Source organism: Deltaproteobacteria bacterium, from assembly GCA_013151235.1.
GTDB lineage: Bacteria > CG2-30-53-67 > CG2-30-53-67 > CG2-30-53-67 > CG2-30-53-67 > JAADIO01.
Genome location: JAADIO010000004.1, coordinates 1 through 16035 on the forward strand (window position 1 = coordinate 1; position 16035 = coordinate 16035).

Below are 16035 nucleotides of genomic sequence, written 5' to 3' on the forward strand. Positions count from 1 at the left end.
ATTCCGTTCGTGTGGTTCGGAAAGTTTAATGGACCGTTCGTGGTGAGCCTGTCGAACCATGAACGGAATCCGGAAAACGACTTTTTACGACACCATCATTTTTGCAGATCCGCATTCTTTTCACAAGAAGATTCCGATGAAAGAGAGAAAAGATCCCTGGTTTCCGAAAAAGGTCATTATCGCGCCCACCGACCCGATCTACAGTGCCGTACGGAGAGCCGGAGAGTCCTCCGGCCGGGACGGGAGGACGGCCCTCTTTCGGTATTGCCTTCTGCCTGCCTGCGGGAAAAAGACGGCTGCGGCCGGACCGGCTCTCGGAGCACCGGCCGCAGCACTACTCATGGAACAGCTTGTTTCGAAAGGAGTCCGGGAGGTTCTGCTTTTCAGTGTCTGCGGCAGTCTTGGCCCGGACCTGGAAATCGGTGACTTTTTTCTTCCCACCGGGGGGATCAGTGAGGAGGGGACATCCCACCTTTACCTGGAAGGCCCTGTTCCCCAACCATCAAAGAAACTCACGGAAAAGATCCGGACCGTCTGCCGGGCCCGGGAGTGGGAACTGAAGGAAGGAACCATCTGGACGACCGATGCCCCGGAACGGGAGACACCGGAGAAAATTGCCCGATACCAAAAGGAAGGCGCATTCGCAGTAGATATGGAATTTACGGCCCTTGCAACAGTTGCTCATTATTACGGGATCGAGTTTGCGGCACTGATGGTCATCTCCGATGAACGCCGGTCGGATGATACCCGGGTCGGGTTCCGAACCGGGAAGTTCCGAAAAAGATTGAGGGAGGGCGCTCTCCTCTCCGTCGAAGCCGTCTCCTCATCGGCCCACCCTTACGCTTGATCCATATCCGGAAGGGGGTTGTCTGATGAAGAAGCGCAAGGTTGCCGAGTTTGACTCTATCTCCGCTGCGCCCTCTTTTCCACCTCGGGAAAGGACCACTATTCATGAAGAATTCTCTTCAGGGCGTTTTTCATCTTCGTCAGGTCCGATGACTTGACGATGTACTCTTCCGAGGCCCAGAGGGAAAAATCCTGTTTGTATTCCTCATAGGCCGAGCAGATGATCACGGGAATATCGCTCTCTTTCCGCTCCTTGATGAGCTTCAGCAGATTCACACCATCCATCCCGGGCATCTTGATATCAAGGATAATGGCATCCGGTTTACGGACGTCAAGCACTTCCAGCGCCTCATACCCGTTGCTCGCCAGAAGGACATCATACCCTTCGTCCGTCAGTTCTTCCTTGTAGAGCGTTCGGATGTTCTCTTCGTCGTCAACAATCAGAATGGTTTTCATTGCTCTCCCCTTTCGCGATAGAATACCTGGCCGAAATCCCTTCCAACATCGTTGGTGGTGGAATCGGACCGACTCATGTGCTCCCCCGTTCCCGGGCTGAGAGCTTCAATGATGGACCTTCCCGCTCCTCGCCCACTTTGGCGGGCAACGTCACCAGAAAGGTCACCCCCACACCCGGATCGTTCTTGACCTGGATATTACCACCATGCATCTCTACCACCCGATGGGTGATCGCAAGTCCGAGACCGGTCCCCGTATGTTTGGTGGTAAAAAAGGGATTGAAGATGTTGGTAATCACATCCTCCGGGATCCCCCCGCCCGTATCCTGCACGGAAATCACGACAGCCCCTTCGGTCTCATCACAGACACATTCGACGGTCAGGGTCCCTCCCTGGCTCATCGCCTGCTGGGCATTGGACAGAAGGTTGATAAAGATCTGTTTGATCTGATTTGCATCGCCATGGACCTTCGGGATATTCTTTCCGATTTTCCTGACCACCCGGATCCCGCAATCAATCAACCCCTCCTCCAGCACCTCCAGCCCATCGGAAAGCACCTCGGCCACATCGCATTCCTGAAAGACCGGTTCCGCCGAACGGGAAAACGCCAGAACCTCCTGCAGCACTTTCTCCAGACGGGCAACCTCCTTGACAATAATACGGGAATAACGTTTCTGAGGATTCTCCGGGTCCAGTTTTCCGTCAAGCCGCCGGGCAAATCCGCCGATGGAAACAAGAGGATTCCGGATCTCGTGGGCAATGCTCGCCGCCATCTCCCCCAAGGCCGCCATTTTTTCAGACTGGATCAGGCGGTCCTGTAATTCCGTAAGGGAACGGTTGGCGTATTCCAGGTCGGAATAGACCCGGGCATTCTCAATGGCAAGCCCCGCCTGATTTGCGAAGAGTTCCAATCGCCTAAGATCCTCATTGGTGATCTCCCGCTTGTTGTACAGGTTATCAACGATGATCACCCCCACGACCCGGTCCTGCGAGATCAGGGGGACGGTGGCAAAGCTCTCAAACCCCATCGTTTCCAAGATTTCCGGATTGGTACGGGGGTCTTCCCATGCATTTTTGATATTGAACCCTTTTCGCTCCAGCACGGTCAGAACCATGATCCCCTGCCCGTATTCAACCGGAACCCGGATGCCTTTGGCCAATTGATCAAAACGGCTTCCCCGCCCTTCGACGGAAAATCCGACGGAGGAGATCCACTCCTTGAAACTCATATTCTTTGCACCGATCTCACTCCAGATCCGGTAGGCATCTTCGCCGCTGTCCGGGCCGACTCCGAGCATCCCCTGGAGGGTATTGGTCTTCTCATTAACCAGCAGAAGAACGGCACGATTGAAATTCAGTCCTCCACCGAACGTGACCGCCTTCAGGATGATCTGCAAAAGTTGATCGAGGTTCATGGTGGTATTCATGGCGTTGCTGATCTCGTAAAGGATGGCAAAATCATTGGCCCGTTTCGTATTCTCCCTCCGGAGGCGTTCCGCCCGCTCAAAGTTTCTGGCATTCTCCACCACCATCGCCCCCTGGTTGGCAACGGCCATGAGCAGATGGAGATCATCCTGATGGAAGGGGACGAACGTCCCGGCGGCATCGGTCTTCTCATGGAGCGACAGGGTCCCGATCACCCGCTCTTTGACGATCAGGGGAACGCAGAGGATGGAAGCAAAAAGCCGCTCGCTGGGAAGGAGATTCATCTCGCTCCGGTCCGGATCATTGATCATGCAGGGACTCCCGTCCCGGGCCACACAACCGGTCACCCCCTCTCCCAGGGGAACCATGGTACGGGAGATCAGATCGGGATCCGGATAGAGGCCGTACATCGATTTCACCTTAAGCATCCGATCCTCGTCGTCAAGGAGGTGAAGAATCGCTCCGCCGGCACCGATCAGTTCGCTGCTCTTCCGGGTCATGAGGCCAATCAGTTCCTGGAATTCCAGAGTCGAGGTCAGGGCACGACCGAGATCGTAGAGAGCAACCAGTTCCTCGTACTGCTTGGAGACATCCAGGTAGAGCTGGGCATTCCGGACACTGCCGCTAATCCCGTCGGCAATGGAAAAGAGCAGGTGAATCTCATTTTCCGTAAAGGCCCTCGCCTCAATGGTCCAGACATCAATTACACCGAGGCACTTTCCCAAATAGAGGATCGGGGCGGAAATCATGGAGCAATACTTCTCTTCCCCGCAGCCGGGAAAGTCCCGGCGCCGATCGTCCTGACGAATGTCCCGGATGGCCACCGGCGATTTTTCCGCAGCAACCCAGCCGGTGATCCCTTCGCCGACATTCAGGGAGATCTCATTGATGCTCTCCGGATTGAGCCCAACGGCCGCCTTCATCGTCAGGCATGCGCGATTCCGGCGCATCAAATAGATGGCGCAGGCATCAAAGTGCATCTTCTCCACGATCTCTTCCACGACCTGGTTCAGCCGCTCATGAAGATCAAGAGTGGAATTACTGATCTTCAGAATGTCCCGGAGAAGTTCAAATTCAATGATGCTTTTGTCCATCGCCCCTACCTGCCCTGTAGTACATTGGAATCCTCACGATCCCGACCGGAAGGATTCGAAAGATCTTTCAGCAGTTCCTCGTACAACCCTACGTACTCCCGTGCCGACCGTTCCCAGGAAAAATCACAGGCCATGGCATTGGCCCGTAGCCGTTTCCATGCCGCCGGGATTCTGTATACCGCCAGCGCTTCCTGCAAGGTTTTCAGGAGCGCAGCGGATGAGTAATCGGAAAACTTGAACCCGTTTCCGAACCCCGTTCCTGTATCAAAGGAAAGAATTGTGTCATCCAGGCCTCCCGTGGCACGGACGATCGGAACCGTGCCGTATTTGAGACTATACATCTGGTTTAACCCGCAAGGTTCATAACGGGAAGGCATCAGGAAAAAGTCCGCTCCGGCTTCAATGAGATGGGCCAGGGAATCGTTATATCCAACGCGCAGACCAAATCGGTCGGGAAAGGCATCGACCAGCGCCGCGAGACCTTTGCGATATCGTTCCTCTCCATCGCCCAACACCACCAATGAAAGATCCATGATGGAAAGTTTCTCGGCACTTTCGACGATCAGATCGAATCCTTTCTGGTCGGTCAGGCGGGAGACACACCCGATGAGGGGACGGGATTGCGGTCCCTTGAGCCCAAACTCCTTCTTCAGCGCACGTTTGCAGACCGCCTTTCCATCCAGGGCGTCCGGAGAATACCGGGCGGGAATCAGGGGGTCCGTTTTCGGATCCCAGCAGGAATAATCAACCCCGTTGATGATCCCCACGAGGTCCCGGGAGCGTTCCTGCAACACACCCTCCAAGCCGGATCCATATTCCGGTGTCCGGATCTCTTCGGCATAACGCCGGCTGACCGTGGTGATCCGGTCCGCAGCGATGAGCCCGGCCTTGAGAAAATTGATCTTCCCGTAGAACTCGATTCCCCGGGGCGTAAACAGATCCCAGCCCAGCCCGGTGAGGGGCATTTCCCCGCGTGCAAAGAGGCCCTGATAACCGAGATTGTGAATGGTAAAGACAGAGGCAATCTCATGAGAGAAGGCGGGCCCCCGGCCGGTCTTCAGATAGAGAGCGGCCAATGCGGTCTGCCAGTCGTTCAGGTGGAGAATGTCCGGTACGAAATCGAGAGTTTTGACGGCCTCCAGGACGGCCCGGGAAAAGAAGATGAAACGGGAGGCATTATCCGGATAGTCCCCTCTGCCCGAACCGTAGAGACCTTCCCGGTCGAAGTAGGGATCATAGCCCACGAGATAGACCGGGACCCCTGACGGGAGTTCGGCAAGGGCCAAAGAGCCGGGGTGGATCTCATCCCCGACCCGGATCGCAACCTTCTTCCCCATTTCCTTTATCGGGATGCCGGCTTTCCCGACCGAGCGGTACCGGGGCATGATGACGCGGACATCATGTCCCAAGGCCTTCAGTGCCGAGGGGAGGCTTGCCGCCACATCGGCCAGGCCCCCGGTCTTGGCGAAAGGAACGACCTCGGAGGCTGCAAAGAGTATCTTCATCTTTTCCTCCGCCCGGGGGGAGATCCCCCCCCAGGGCCGGCTCAGGCCCCGTCTGCCCCGCCTGTTCAGATGATCAGACGCGGGCTTCCCGAAGGAACTCCGCCGCCTCCTCCGGAGGAGTCGGGTTGATATAAAATCCCGACCCCCATTCAAAGCCGGCAACCTTCGTCAGTTTCGGCATAATCTCAATGTGCCAGTGGTAATGGTCATTGATCTCTTCTCCAATGGGAGAAGTATGGAGAATGTAGTTGTAGGGGGGCACGTTCAGGATCTTGTCGATCCGCTTCAGGGTATCCTGCAGGATCCAGGCCAGGGGAGGGATCTCATCCCGTTCCATAATCTCGTAAGAGGAGGCATGATGTTTCGGTAGGATCCAGGTCTCAAAGGGGAACCGCGGGGTAAAAGGCTCGATGGCCAGATAATGCTCGTTTTCCGAAACGACCCGGGTCCGGGTTTCCAATTCCTGATGCACGATGTCGCAATAGACACACCGCTCCTTGTACTTGTAGTGGACCTGGGCGCCTTTGATCTCCTCGGCAACCCGTTTCGGAACGATCGGAAGGGCAATCAACTGGGAATGGGAATGTTCCAGGGAGGCGCCGGCTGAAACCCCTTCATTCTTGAAAACCAGAATATACTTGAAACGGGAATCCCGTTTCAGATCGACGATCCGTTCCCGGTAGGCCCAGAGCATGTCTTCCACCTTTTCCACAGGAAGAGTACTTAAGGTCTTTTCGTGACGGGGGGTCTCAATGATGACTTCGTGGGCCCCCACGCCGTTCATCGTATCGTAAATCCCGTCTCCCCGTTTCTCTAACTCCCCTTCAATCTGCAGGGCGGGAAATTTATTGGCTACGACACGCAAACTCCAACCCTCTCCGTTCGGAGCGGAATCGTTTTTACGAAAGGCCAGGATTTCCGGCGGCGTTACTTTCTCGTTCCCGAAACAGAAGGGGCAGAATCCCCCGCTACTCTTGTGGAGGGTCTCTCCGAAATCGGTCGGCCGTTTTCCCCGGGCTGTGGAGATGATCACCCACCGCCCAATGATCGGGTCTTTCCGCAATTCAGGCATACGCTCTCCTATGATTCAGAACCGCAAAAAACGTCTATTTTGAAACAACTTAGAACCCTCGGAAACATTTAAAAAATATACCACCTCCGTCAAAAAGAAGCAACACAAAACTTTGAATTTTCTTCGCTTTCTCCTTGACAGCAGCGGACGGAACGTTGAAAATATCCTTGAGTTTTTTTCGACCGGTATCACATTCCACCCCCCGGGGAGGGAAGGATGAGGAGAAACCCTATCAGACGGAAAGGCCTGCCGACCCGCACCGGCCGGACACTGGAGAAACTCCTGAAGGATCTCGGCGTCGATTTCATCCTGAAGCGGCACCATCTCTGGACCTGCTGGGAAAAGGTGGTGGGAGAGAAGATCGCCGCCCACACGCATCCCGACTTCATCTCCGGGAAAAGTCTTTTTATGATTGTAGATCATCCAACCTGGATGCACCAGCTCAACTTTCTCAAGGAGCAGCTCCTTTCCAACATCAACCGGGAACTGCGGACACAGCCGATCACGGAGATCCGGTTCCGCCTCGGCATTCTTCCGGTCCGGACGCAGCCCCCACCGCAAAAAGAACCCGAACATTGCCCCATCAGTCCCGAGACCTACCGGGAGGTGGAAACTTCCCTACAGAAAATAGACTCCCCTGAGTTGCGTGAGACGGTTCGCCGCGTCATGCTGCAAGACCTTGCCCTGAAAGGAAAAGGGGAACGTTGAAACCTCCTCTCCGGGAAGTACTTTATTGCAATCTCACGTTGTTCCATTAACGGAAGCAGATGTTCTTCCTGAGGCATTGAGATCATTTTATGAAAAAGAGATCTGAAGACCATGGAAAAAACCGGCGGCAACCGGAGGCGAAAGGGACCGCCCTCGTCAAGAGCGACGCCCTGCACCGCTACATGGCTGAAATTCGCCGGTATCCTCTCCTCTCCCGTGAAGAAGAGTACCGGCTCGCCGTCCGCTATTATGAAACGGGGGATCCTGATGCCGCCCAGCAACTCGTCCTCGGGAATCTGCGTCTGGTCATCAAAATCGCCTTCGATTTCGTCCGGCTCTACCAGAACACCCTTGACCTGGTTCAGGAGGGAAATATCGGACTGCTGCAGGCCGTCAAAAAGTACAACCCCTTCAAGGGGGTCAAGCTCTCCACCTATGCCGCCTGGTGGATTCGGGCCTATATTCTGAAGTTTATCATGAACAACTACCGCATCTACAAGATCGGAACGACGGAAGCACAAAAGAAACTTTTCTACAAACTGAATCAGGAGATGGAGAAACTGGACGCCCTCGGTGAAATACCCAGTCCCAAGCTGCTGGCCCGCCACTTCGATGTCCGGGAATCGGATGTGGTCGAGATGCAACAGATCCTGAAAGAAGACGATCTCTCCCTTGATGCACCGATTCAGGATGATTCCCAGACACCCCTGATGCATTTTTTCTCGTCCGGGGAACGTCCTGTGGATGAACGACTGGCCGAGGAGGAACTGATGGAGGCCTTTCGGGAGAAACTCCGGGAGTTCTCAGGAACGCTTTCGGAGAAGGAGGAAGCCATCCTTCAGCAGCGCCTCCTGTCCGATCCCCCGGCAACACTTCAGGTAATCGGAGACGCTCACCGGATCAGTCGGGAGCGGGTACGGCAGATTGAAAAACGGGTCATGAAAAAACTGAAAGAGTATCTTGCGCAATTCAAGGAATTCGACGGTATCGAAATTGATCGCTCCTCTTGACATCCCCTTGTTCACGATTATCTTTTCCTTAACAAGAAGATTCAATGAGTCGGCCGCTCATGAAGGTGACTTCAATAACCCTTGAAAAGGAGGGAAGGCCATGTCCATTTTAACTGCATACGATCCGCTTGTCACGTTTAACACACTCAATGAATGGTTCAATGGAGAACTTCAGGACGATCCAACGGCCCGGGTAGAGAGGAATTGGTATCCTGCCGTCGATATCCTGGAAAATGAAGATGCCTTTCTTATCAAAATTGAACTCCCCGAAGTCGATGAGAAGGCCATCGACATGAAGATCGACCATCAGGTTCTCTCGATCCGGGGTGAACGAAAGATGGAGGAAGAGGGCGAAAAACTGAAGATCCGACGCCGGGAACGGAGTCATGGATCCTTCGAGCGGGCCTTCCGGCTTCCCGATACCGTGGATTGCGAAAAGGTACACGCTGCGATGAAGCAGGGAGTACTCACGATCACCCTTCCCAAGAAGGAAGAGACCAAGCCGAGAACCGTCAAAGTGGAAATCAAATAGGAATCACAACCCCCGCCTGATTTCCTCCTCCGGGGAGGCGGAACAATCCGCCTCCCTTTTTTATTCTCTTGCTGATTGCCGCCAGACATGAACCTCTCGGGCGATCTCCCGATCAAGGGCAAGCGTGGTCTCTTCAAAAAGGATCACCAGGGCCGGCTGCCGCTGATGGACCTTGATCGTCGTTCCGGGAAAGAGCCCCATGGAGGTCAATTGATCGAGACGTTCATGGTCCCCCGTGGAGATATAGGCGATCTTTCCTTCGGCACCGGTCGCCAGTTCATCGAGCGGTGCAATGAGACTCTTGAGTCTTGTCCGTTTCTCTGAGCAGCAGGCACCGGGTGGAATGGGCCGGCCATGGGGACAGGCTGTGGGGTGCCCCAGGAGGGTACAGATGCTGTCCGTCAGTTCCTCCGTCAGAACATGCTCCAGGTCACAGGCCGACTCCTCAAAAAGATCGGCATTCTTTACGACCAGCACATCGGAAATCAACCTTTCCGCAAGTCGATGTCGCCGGATAATCCGCTCGGCCAGAACCTTGCCCTCCGCCGTGGAACGAACACGCCCCCCTCCGTCAACGTCAATCAGTTTTTCCCGGCAGAGAAAATCGATCTGGTCCGACGACAGAGGATGGTGTAGGTGCTCCGCCTGCAGATCCTCACGGCGAACCTCCCCTTTTTCCTCCAGTGTTCCGACCAGTTCCATCGCCTCTTCCCGATCGATACGTTCCATGACCGTCTCCTTGAAATCAATGTCGGTTCAGCAATCCATCCGTTCCCGGATCCCCTGCTCCTGCCTTTCCATCAAAATACCGGGAAGATGTGCAACAAAAAATTCAGAATCCCGCCCACCAGCACGGCATAAAACATAATAAAGGTCACCATATAGAAGGCGATCTTTTTCCCATGTTCCTTGATCATCACAAAGTAATTTGCCAGACAGGGAACAAAGAGAACCATCACCGTCGTACTGACCGTGAGCTGAATCAGGTCAAGACCTCCATGCTGGGCCAGGCGAAAAAGACCGGCGGCGCCGTAGTCCCGCCGGAGAAACCCGAGGATGAAGGCCTGCGCAGTCTCACCGGGCAGCCCGAGTATTCCGGTCAGGACCGGTTCAATGCTTCGCTGAATCCAGGCAAGGAGATACAGCCGGTCAAGAAGGAAAAGGATAAAGGTCCCGAGCATGAAGAGGGGAACGGCCTCTTTCAGGAACCACTTGACCCGGTAAAAGGTCTTGATCAGGATGTTGGAAAGCTTGGGGATCCGGAGTGGGGGGATCTCAATCAGAAAATCGGAACTCTTCCCCGGCAGAACCTTCGCTGCCAGCCAACCGACAATCATCAACTGCATCAGGACCGTCACCCCCACGATTCCCAGCGCCTTCATGGAAATCCCGCCGATCAGCCCCATGATCACACCTAATTGTGCGGAGCAGGGTACCCCGAGGGCCAGCAGGAGTGTCGCAATGATCCGTTCTTTTTTTGTGTTCAGGATCCGCGTCGTCAAGGTCGCCATGGTGTCACACCCGAGGCCGAGGACCATGGGGAGTACGGCCCGGCCGTTGAGCCCGATCTTTTTGAAGATCTTGTTGCTCATGACCGTCAGCCGGGGAAGATAACCGGAGTCCTCGAGCAATCCGAAAAAAATAAAAAAGAAACTGACCACCGGAAGAACGATCGCCACGGAATAGGTGAGTCCCACGGAAAGGACCCCGTATTCCCCGACCAGCATGTCATGGACCAGGGAAAAGGGGAGGAGGGTATCAATGATCCGGGTCAGGAAAGGGGTAATATAGACCCCGAAGACCACCCGCTCAAGATAGTCCACACAGACACCCGCCCCGAATCGGCCCACGAAGAGATACATGATGAACAACAGCACCATCAGGATAGGAACGCCGAAGAGAGGGTGCATGGCCCAGCTCCCCCATTGCTCCCGATACCTTGAGGTCCGTCTTTTCTCCTGGCGTACAACCTCCCGGAAGACCTGGTCCACCCAGGCCTGCCGCTGTTTGAGGATCACATACCCCAGGGGCTCACCGAACTCCTTCCGGGCCCGTTCCACGACGGCATCAACCTTCTCTCTCTCCACCCCCCCGGGGATACCCTCTAACAGACCCGCAAGCTTCCTGTCGCCGGCCAGCAGGGTGAGGGCAATAAATCGCCGGGAGAGCCCCGTTTCCGGCAGAAGGGGCGTCATGAGATCAATCGCCTTTTCGATCGCCGGGTGAAAAGAAAACTTCTCTTTCTGTGCCGAAAAGGCGGCAAAAGATTTCCGGATCCGGCGAAGACCCCGACGCTCCGTGGCAACCGTGGGGATGACCTCGACCCCCAACCGTTTCGAAAGTCTGTCCGTATCAACCGCAATTCCCCGCTCCTCGGCCTCGTCGAACATATTCAGGGCCAGGACCATGGGGAGCCCCATATCGGCAAGCTGCGAATAGATCAGGAGAGCTCGCTTCAGATTCTTGGCATCGGCGACCTGCAGGATCCCTGCATGATCGGAGCGGAGCAGGATATTCCGGGTGACCTCCTCATCCTCGGATTTTGGGATCAGGCTGTTCACACCGGGGCTGTCGATGATACGCAATGATGACTGTTCGCCGCCGGAACCCTGGATAATCCCCTCGGTGACCTCCACGGAGGTCCCGGGATAATTGGAGACCGTTACATACCGTCCGGTCAGGAGCCCGAAGATGACGCTTTTCCCGACATTGGGATTTCCCACCAGGATCACCGAACGGGGAGCGTATTCTCTCTTTTTCAACTTATTACCCATCCTCTGTTTCCGGTTTTTTCCGCAAAATACCCGCAAAGACTCGGAACATACTATTACAATCCCGTCTCGAAAACAAACGGTTTTCCCTTGAATTTCTCCCCGCCCTTGCCTATGATGAGGTTCAGCATAAACTCAGACAGCCTTTTTGCGAGAGCGAATTCATGAGATGTCTCCGTGTGGGAATGGCCCAGATCAACCCGGTGGTCGGCGATCTGACGGGCAACCGGAAGAAGATCCTCCATATGCTTAAAAAAGCACGGACCGAAGGAATTCAGCTTCTCGCTTTCCCGGAACTGGCCGTCACCGGCTATCCCCCCAAAGACCTGCTCCTCAAACCGAAATTTATCCGGAAAAACATCGACATCATCCATTCAATCCTCCCGGAGACGAAAGGAATCTGCGTCATCATCGGTTACGTCGACCTGGCCGAGGACCTCTACAATGCGGCGGCAATCCTTCACGACGGTCAGTGGATCGGGACACAGCACAAGATCTGCCTGCCCAATTATGACGTCTTCGATGAGAATCGTTATTTCCAGGCGGGGACGATAAGCACCCTCTATGATCTCGACTGCACTCTCTTCGGTGTCAACATTTGCGAAGATATCTGGTTTCCCGGCGGCCCCACCATGGAGATGGCGAAAAGCGGGGCTGAAATCATTATCAACATCTCGGCCTCCCCCTTTCATGCCGGGAAAGGGGGGATGCGGAAACAGATGATCTCGACCCGGGCCAAGGACAACCTGGTCTTCATCCTCTTCGATAATCTGACCGGCGGTCAGGACGATCTGGTTTTCGATGGACGAAGCATGATCGCGAACCCGGAAGGGAGAATCATCACCACAGGCCCATCCTTTGCCGAAGGCCTGGTCGCCGCCGATCTGAACCTCTCCGAAGTGCGGCAGCACCGCCTGAAGAGCCCCCGCAACCGACGGAGTGTCCGCGAAGCCGGTATGACGGGGAATCTCCTTCCGGTCATTGTCTCCGAGGGAAAGACTGCAAAAACCCGGAAGAAAGACTGCCGCCGGAAATCCGATGTCCGGGCGAATCCCTTCCTGATGCAGCCGTCCGAAGAGATCTACAACCCCTACGAGGAGGTCTATGCGGCACTGAGACTCGGCCTGAACGATTATGTCCGGAAAAATAACTTCAAAAAGGTCATCATCGGCATCTCCGGGGGGATCGATTCCGCCCTGACGGCCGCCCTCGCCGTCGATGCCCTGGGCGCTTCCAATGTGGTCGGCGTCGCCATGCCGAGCGGAATCTCCTCGCCGGAAAGTCTTGACGATGCACGGACGCTTGCAGAGAATCTTCATTTCCCTCTGAAAGTAATCCCCATCGAAGAAATCTTCGAGACCTTCCTGGCTCACCTTGCAGACTCCTTTCGAGGGACAAAGAAGGACACCACGGAAGAGAACATCCAGGCCCGGATCCGGGGGGTACTGCTCATGGCACTCTCCAACAAATTCGGTTACCTCGTGCTGAGTACGGGGAACAAATCGGAAGTCGCCGTCGGGTACGCCACTTTGTACGGAGACATGGCCGGCGGGCTGGCCGTCCTTTCGGACGTTCCCAAGACACTGGTTTACAAACTTGCCGACTACCGGAACGGTTTGGGGAAATCCCCGGTCATCCCCCGCCGGATCCTTACCAAACCTCCCTCCGCCGAACTGGCGCCGGGGCAGAAGGATTCAGACACACTCCCGGAATACGACATTCTGGACGGCATTCTCCATGCCTATATTGAACGGGACGAAAGCGCTGAAGAAATTACGGCCCGCGGCTACGACAAAACCACCGTCCACGACGTCATTCGGAGGGTCGACCGGAACGAATACAAACGGCAGCAGGCGGCGCCGGGGATCCGCATAACTCCCCGGGCCTTCGGGTCCGGACGGAGACTTCCGATTACCAATAAATACAGAGGGTGAAAAGATCGGGGTTCAAGGATTCTGTTCTATTATCAAACATTCTTCAACACACTGAAGCCTTCCCTCCGCTCCCTGAATCCTCTGCTCCCGGGTTATGTATGTTATGAGCAGCCGAAAAACCATTACCATTATCGGGGCCGGTCCTTCCGGACTCTGTGCCGCGATCAACCTGGCGAAAGCGGGATACGGCGTCACCGTCTACGAAAGAAATCCTGATGTCGGGGTACGTTTCCACGGGGATTTTCAGGGAATCGAAAACTGGAGCAGCACCACCGATTTCATGACCCAGCTGGAAGAGATGTCGATCCGTCCGGATTTTCTCTGTCACCCCTATTCTACAGGCCGATTTTACAGGAAGGGAAACCACGGGGGAGTCGTCAAAGCGGACCGGCCTCTCTTTTACCTGACCCTGCGCGGAAAGGAAGAAAATTCCCTGGACTGCTCCCTGCGCCGGCAGGCGGAGGAGGCCGGGATAGAGATCCACTTCAACCGGCCGGGAAGGTCGTCGGAAGGAGAGATTGTCGCGACCGGTCCCACCCGTCCCAATGTCCTGGCCAGCGGCGTCACCTTCCGCACCGATTCGCCCGATGCCGTCATGGCCATCCTGAATGATGAAATCGCTCCCGGGGGATATGCCTACCTGCTCGTCCGGAAGGAACGGGGGACCCTGGCCAGCGTCTACTACCGGGATTTCAGGAAGGGAGCCGACTTTCTCGACGGGAGTATCCGCTACTTTCAGAAGCAGTTCCCCTTTGCGATGGAAGAGGCCCGGCACTTCACAGGATACGGAAGCTTTACCCCCGCGGTAACCGCCGTCCACCGTGGTCGGCTCTACGTCGGGGAAGCGGCAGGGTTTCAGGACTTTCTTTTCGGCTTCGGTATCCGATACGCCCTGACCTCGGGCTACCTCGCCGCACGCAGCATTATCGAGGAGATCGACTATGATACCCTCTGGCAGGAGACGCTTGGAAAACGACTGGCGACCTCCCTGTCTAACCGCTATCTCTACCAGACTTTCGGCTCCCTGGCGCACCGGTTAATCATCCGGCAGACCACCCGGGGGAATCCCTGGCGGTTCATGCACCGTTTCTACAATTCCTCCCTGTCCCGGAAGCTGGCCGCCCGTCCCGCAGCCCGCTGGTTTGCCGGTACGAAGGGAGGAAAAACGTTGTCTTACAAGGAGAAATCGGGTTAGTCTGAAGAAGAGGAAATCATGACCGGCAAACATTCTTGCACGTAAGGAGGCTTTATGAAAAAAACCAACATCTTTTTCCTGATCATCTTCGTATACCTGCTGAGCCGTACCCTGCCGGCCTGTGCCGAATGGAATTATACCTTCATCCCCACGGCCTCCCTCAACCTGGAATACGATTCCAATATCTTCTTTACGCAACGGGATAAAAAAAATGATTTTAATTACCAGGGGGAGGTCACCCTTCCGTTTCACGCGGTTTCTCCGAAGACCGACCTGAGCCTGTCGTACCGCTCCAGCCGTTTTCAGTACAAATCCGAAACGCAGGCAAATTACGGGAATCATTTTATTGCCTTCGGAGCGACCCACACATTCAGTCCCCGGTTCTCCGTCTCCCTGAAGGACAATTATTCCATTACCAAGGATTCGGACCGGGTCTTCCGATCCGGTTCGATTGCAGGGGAAACGGGGATTATCGCCGAACGTTCAAAACGGAAATCGAATTCCGTCACCGGGGGGGTTCACTACTCCCTCACCAAACGTTCTTCCCTCAGCCTCAGCGGGACAAACACTTTCTATCGCTATTCAAACGATTTACAATATGATTCCAAAACCAACGGCGGGAGTATTACCTACAATTATGTTTTCACCCCGAAGAACCGTTTTTTTACAACCGTCACCTATTTTGACAGCGACTACTCCAGAGATTCCCGTCAACTTTCGGAAAATGCCGTTTATGCCGGGATTTCCCCCTTTCTCGAAGAACTCCTTTTCAATTCCGAATTCGACCGTGCCCGGAATACCTCGGCCTATGTCGGCATCACCCATCATTTCTCCCCCACCCTGGAGACCACCCTGTATGCCGGGGCAAGAAAAACGAAGAACACCACGCTCAACCTGCATCTGCAGAAGAGTTTGGGCAATGTTACAATCAGGAATGCCGCCCCGAATACATTCGTTCAGTATGCCGTTACTGATCCCGTCACAGGTGCAACCAACACATATCACCAGCCTTCGGACGCAAAGGGGAACCTCACAATTCCCAATGCCGAGATCACGGCCACGAACGCTTCGGACAGAACCTCCGGGATGGTTTACAATCTCAGCATCACCAAGACCTTCATCTTGTCTACGCTGACCCTCGCTTTTGATCAGGACGTCACCTCGCGGACCACCTACGGCGGGACCTCGGTACGTCAGGGATACAATGTCTCCTACACCTACCGTTTCTCCGACCGCCTCAGCGCCTACGTCAACGGACGTTTTGATAAAAACACCCAGGAGTCAGACGTCAGGAACGATCAGTATAAGACCTATCGTCTTGGGATCGGCGGCAACTTTGCCGTCACCCGGAATTTTTCCACCCGTTTCTCCTGGAACCATACGAAGCAGAAACGGGATCTCCAGGGAACCAAGAGTATTGACAAAACCGGCCGGGACGTTCTGCTCCTCTCCTTCACCTATGCATGGCCGTTGGTCCATTAAGCGGAG

The 16035-nt window shown here is 55.0% G+C and carries 13 protein-coding genes; 7 read left to right on the forward strand and 6 right to left on the reverse strand.

Going from position 1 to position 16035, the window contains the following annotated elements; all coding sequences use genetic code 11:
- The first annotated feature begins 136 nt into the window (after positions 1-136).
- Complete coding sequence (locus tag GXP58_00715) at positions 137-847, forward strand: nucleoside phosphorylase (protein ID NOY52124.1); 711 nt, start codon at positions 137-139, stop codon at positions 845-847.
- A gap of 98 nt (positions 848-945) precedes the next feature.
- Here GXP58_00715 and GXP58_00720 read toward each other — a convergent pair whose 3' ends face one another.
- The 4 genes from GXP58_00720 to galT all read right to left on the reverse strand — a co-directional run bounded on the left by GXP58_00720 (position 946) and on the right by galT (position 6397).
- Positions 946-1302 carry a response regulator gene (locus GXP58_00720; protein ID NOY52125.1) on the reverse strand — a complete coding sequence of 119 codons (357 nt, stop codon included), beginning with the start codon at positions 1300-1302 and terminating at the stop codon, positions 946-948.
- A 73-nt stretch (positions 1303-1375) separates the two neighbouring features.
- Entirely contained in the window at positions 1376-3820 is a 2445-nt protein-coding gene (locus tag GXP58_00725; GenBank protein NOY52126.1) for a GAF domain-containing protein, read from the reverse strand.
- A gap of 5 nt (positions 3821-3825) precedes the next feature.
- The gene (gene glgA, locus GXP58_00730; GenBank protein ID NOY52127.1) at positions 3826-5325 is read right to left on the reverse strand and encodes a glycogen synthase GlgA; all 1500 of its coding nucleotides are present in this window, start codon (positions 5323-5325) and stop codon (positions 3826-3828) included.
- 73 nt (positions 5326-5398) lie between these two features.
- The gene (galT, locus tag GXP58_00735; protein ID NOY52128.1) at positions 5399-6397 is read right to left on the reverse strand and encodes a galactose-1-phosphate uridylyltransferase; all 999 of its coding nucleotides are present in this window, start codon (positions 6395-6397) and stop codon (positions 5399-5401) included.
- A 216-nt stretch (positions 6398-6613) separates the two neighbouring features.
- Here galT and GXP58_00740 point away from each other — a divergent pair, with 216 nt between their 5' ends.
- From GXP58_00740 to GXP58_00750, 3 genes are all read left to right on the forward strand, one after another.
- Positions 6614-7105: a DUF721 domain-containing protein gene (locus GXP58_00740; GenBank protein ID NOY52129.1), complete on the forward strand. Its 492-nt coding sequence runs from the start codon at positions 6614-6616 to the stop codon at positions 7103-7105.
- 89 nt (positions 7106-7194) lie between these two features.
- A complete protein-coding gene (locus GXP58_00745; GenBank protein ID NOY52130.1) occupies positions 7195-8115 on the forward strand; it encodes a sigma-70 family RNA polymerase sigma factor in 921 nt (306 codons plus the stop codon).
- A gap of 100 nt (positions 8116-8215) precedes the next feature.
- Positions 8216-8647, forward strand: a complete 432-nt coding sequence (locus GXP58_00750; GenBank protein ID NOY52131.1) for an Hsp20/alpha crystallin family protein — start codon at positions 8216-8218, stop codon at positions 8645-8647.
- A gap of 60 nt (positions 8648-8707) precedes the next feature.
- Here the strand turns inward: GXP58_00750 and GXP58_00755 are convergent, their stop codons facing one another.
- Both GXP58_00755 and feoB read right to left on the reverse strand, forming a co-directional pair.
- The gene (locus GXP58_00755; GenBank protein NOY52132.1) at positions 8708-9376 is read right to left on the reverse strand and encodes a metal-dependent transcriptional regulator; all 669 of its coding nucleotides are present in this window, start codon (positions 9374-9376) and stop codon (positions 8708-8710) included.
- Positions 9377-9447: 71 nt separating this feature from the next.
- Positions 9448-11421 (reverse strand): ferrous iron transport protein B, encoded by a 1974-nt coding sequence (feoB, locus tag GXP58_00760; GenBank protein NOY52133.1) that lies wholly within the window; start codon positions 11419-11421, stop codon positions 9448-9450.
- Positions 11422-11582: 161 nt separating this feature from the next.
- Here feoB and GXP58_00765 point away from each other — a divergent pair, with 161 nt between their 5' ends.
- The 3 genes from GXP58_00765 to GXP58_00775 all read left to right on the forward strand — a co-directional run bounded on the left by GXP58_00765 (position 11583) and on the right by GXP58_00775 (position 16029).
- Positions 11583-13352 (forward strand): NAD+ synthase, encoded by a 1770-nt coding sequence (locus tag GXP58_00765; protein NOY52134.1) that lies wholly within the window; start codon positions 11583-11585, stop codon positions 13350-13352.
- A 103-nt stretch (positions 13353-13455) separates the two neighbouring features.
- A complete protein-coding gene (locus tag GXP58_00770; GenBank protein NOY52135.1) occupies positions 13456-14547 on the forward strand; it encodes an NAD(P)/FAD-dependent oxidoreductase in 1092 nt (363 codons plus the stop codon).
- Positions 14548-14601: 54 nt separating this feature from the next.
- A complete protein-coding gene (locus GXP58_00775) occupies positions 14602-16029 on the forward strand; it encodes a hypothetical protein (GenBank protein ID NOY52136.1) in 1428 nt (475 codons plus the stop codon).
- The last annotated feature ends 6 nt before the right edge of the window (positions 16030-16035 follow it).

Bases quoted from the DNA above. Each gene is read 5' to 3' on its own strand.
- GXP58_00715 (NOY52124.1), top strand. From the start codon at position 137: ATGAAAGAGAGAAAAGATCCCTGGTTTCCGAAAAAGGTCATTATCGCG.
- GXP58_00720 (NOY52125.1), bottom strand. From the start codon at position 1,302: ATGAAAACCATTCTGATTGTTGACGACGAAGAGAACATCCGAACGCTC.
- GXP58_00725 (NOY52126.1), bottom strand. From the start codon at position 3,820: ATGGACAAAAGCATCATTGAATTTGAACTTCTCCGGGACATTCTGAAG.
- glgA (NOY52127.1), bottom strand. From the start codon at position 5,325: ATGAAGATACTCTTTGCAGCCTCCGAGGTCGTTCCTTTCGCCAAGACC.
- galT (NOY52128.1), bottom strand. From the start codon at position 6,397: ATGCCTGAATTGCGGAAAGACCCGATCATTGGGCGGTGGGTGATCATC.
- GXP58_00740 (NOY52129.1), top strand. From the start codon at position 6,614: ATGAGGAGAAACCCTATCAGACGGAAAGGCCTGCCGACCCGCACCGGC.
- GXP58_00745 (NOY52130.1), top strand. From the start codon at position 7,195: ATGAAAAAGAGATCTGAAGACCATGGAAAAAACCGGCGGCAACCGGAG.
- GXP58_00750 (NOY52131.1), top strand. From the start codon at position 8,216: ATGTCCATTTTAACTGCATACGATCCGCTTGTCACGTTTAACACACTC.
- GXP58_00755 (NOY52132.1), bottom strand. From the start codon at position 9,376: ATGGAACGTATCGATCGGGAAGAGGCGATGGAACTGGTCGGAACACTG.
- feoB (NOY52133.1), bottom strand. From the start codon at position 11,421: ATGGGTAATAAGTTGAAAAAGAGAGAATACGCTCCCCGTTCGGTGATC.
- GXP58_00765 (NOY52134.1), top strand. From the start codon at position 11,583: ATGAGATGTCTCCGTGTGGGAATGGCCCAGATCAACCCGGTGGTCGGC.
- GXP58_00770 (NOY52135.1), top strand. From the start codon at position 13,456: ATGAGCAGCCGAAAAACCATTACCATTATCGGGGCCGGTCCTTCCGGA.
- GXP58_00775 (NOY52136.1), top strand. From the start codon at position 14,602: ATGAAAAAAACCAACATCTTTTTCCTGATCATCTTCGTATACCTGCTG.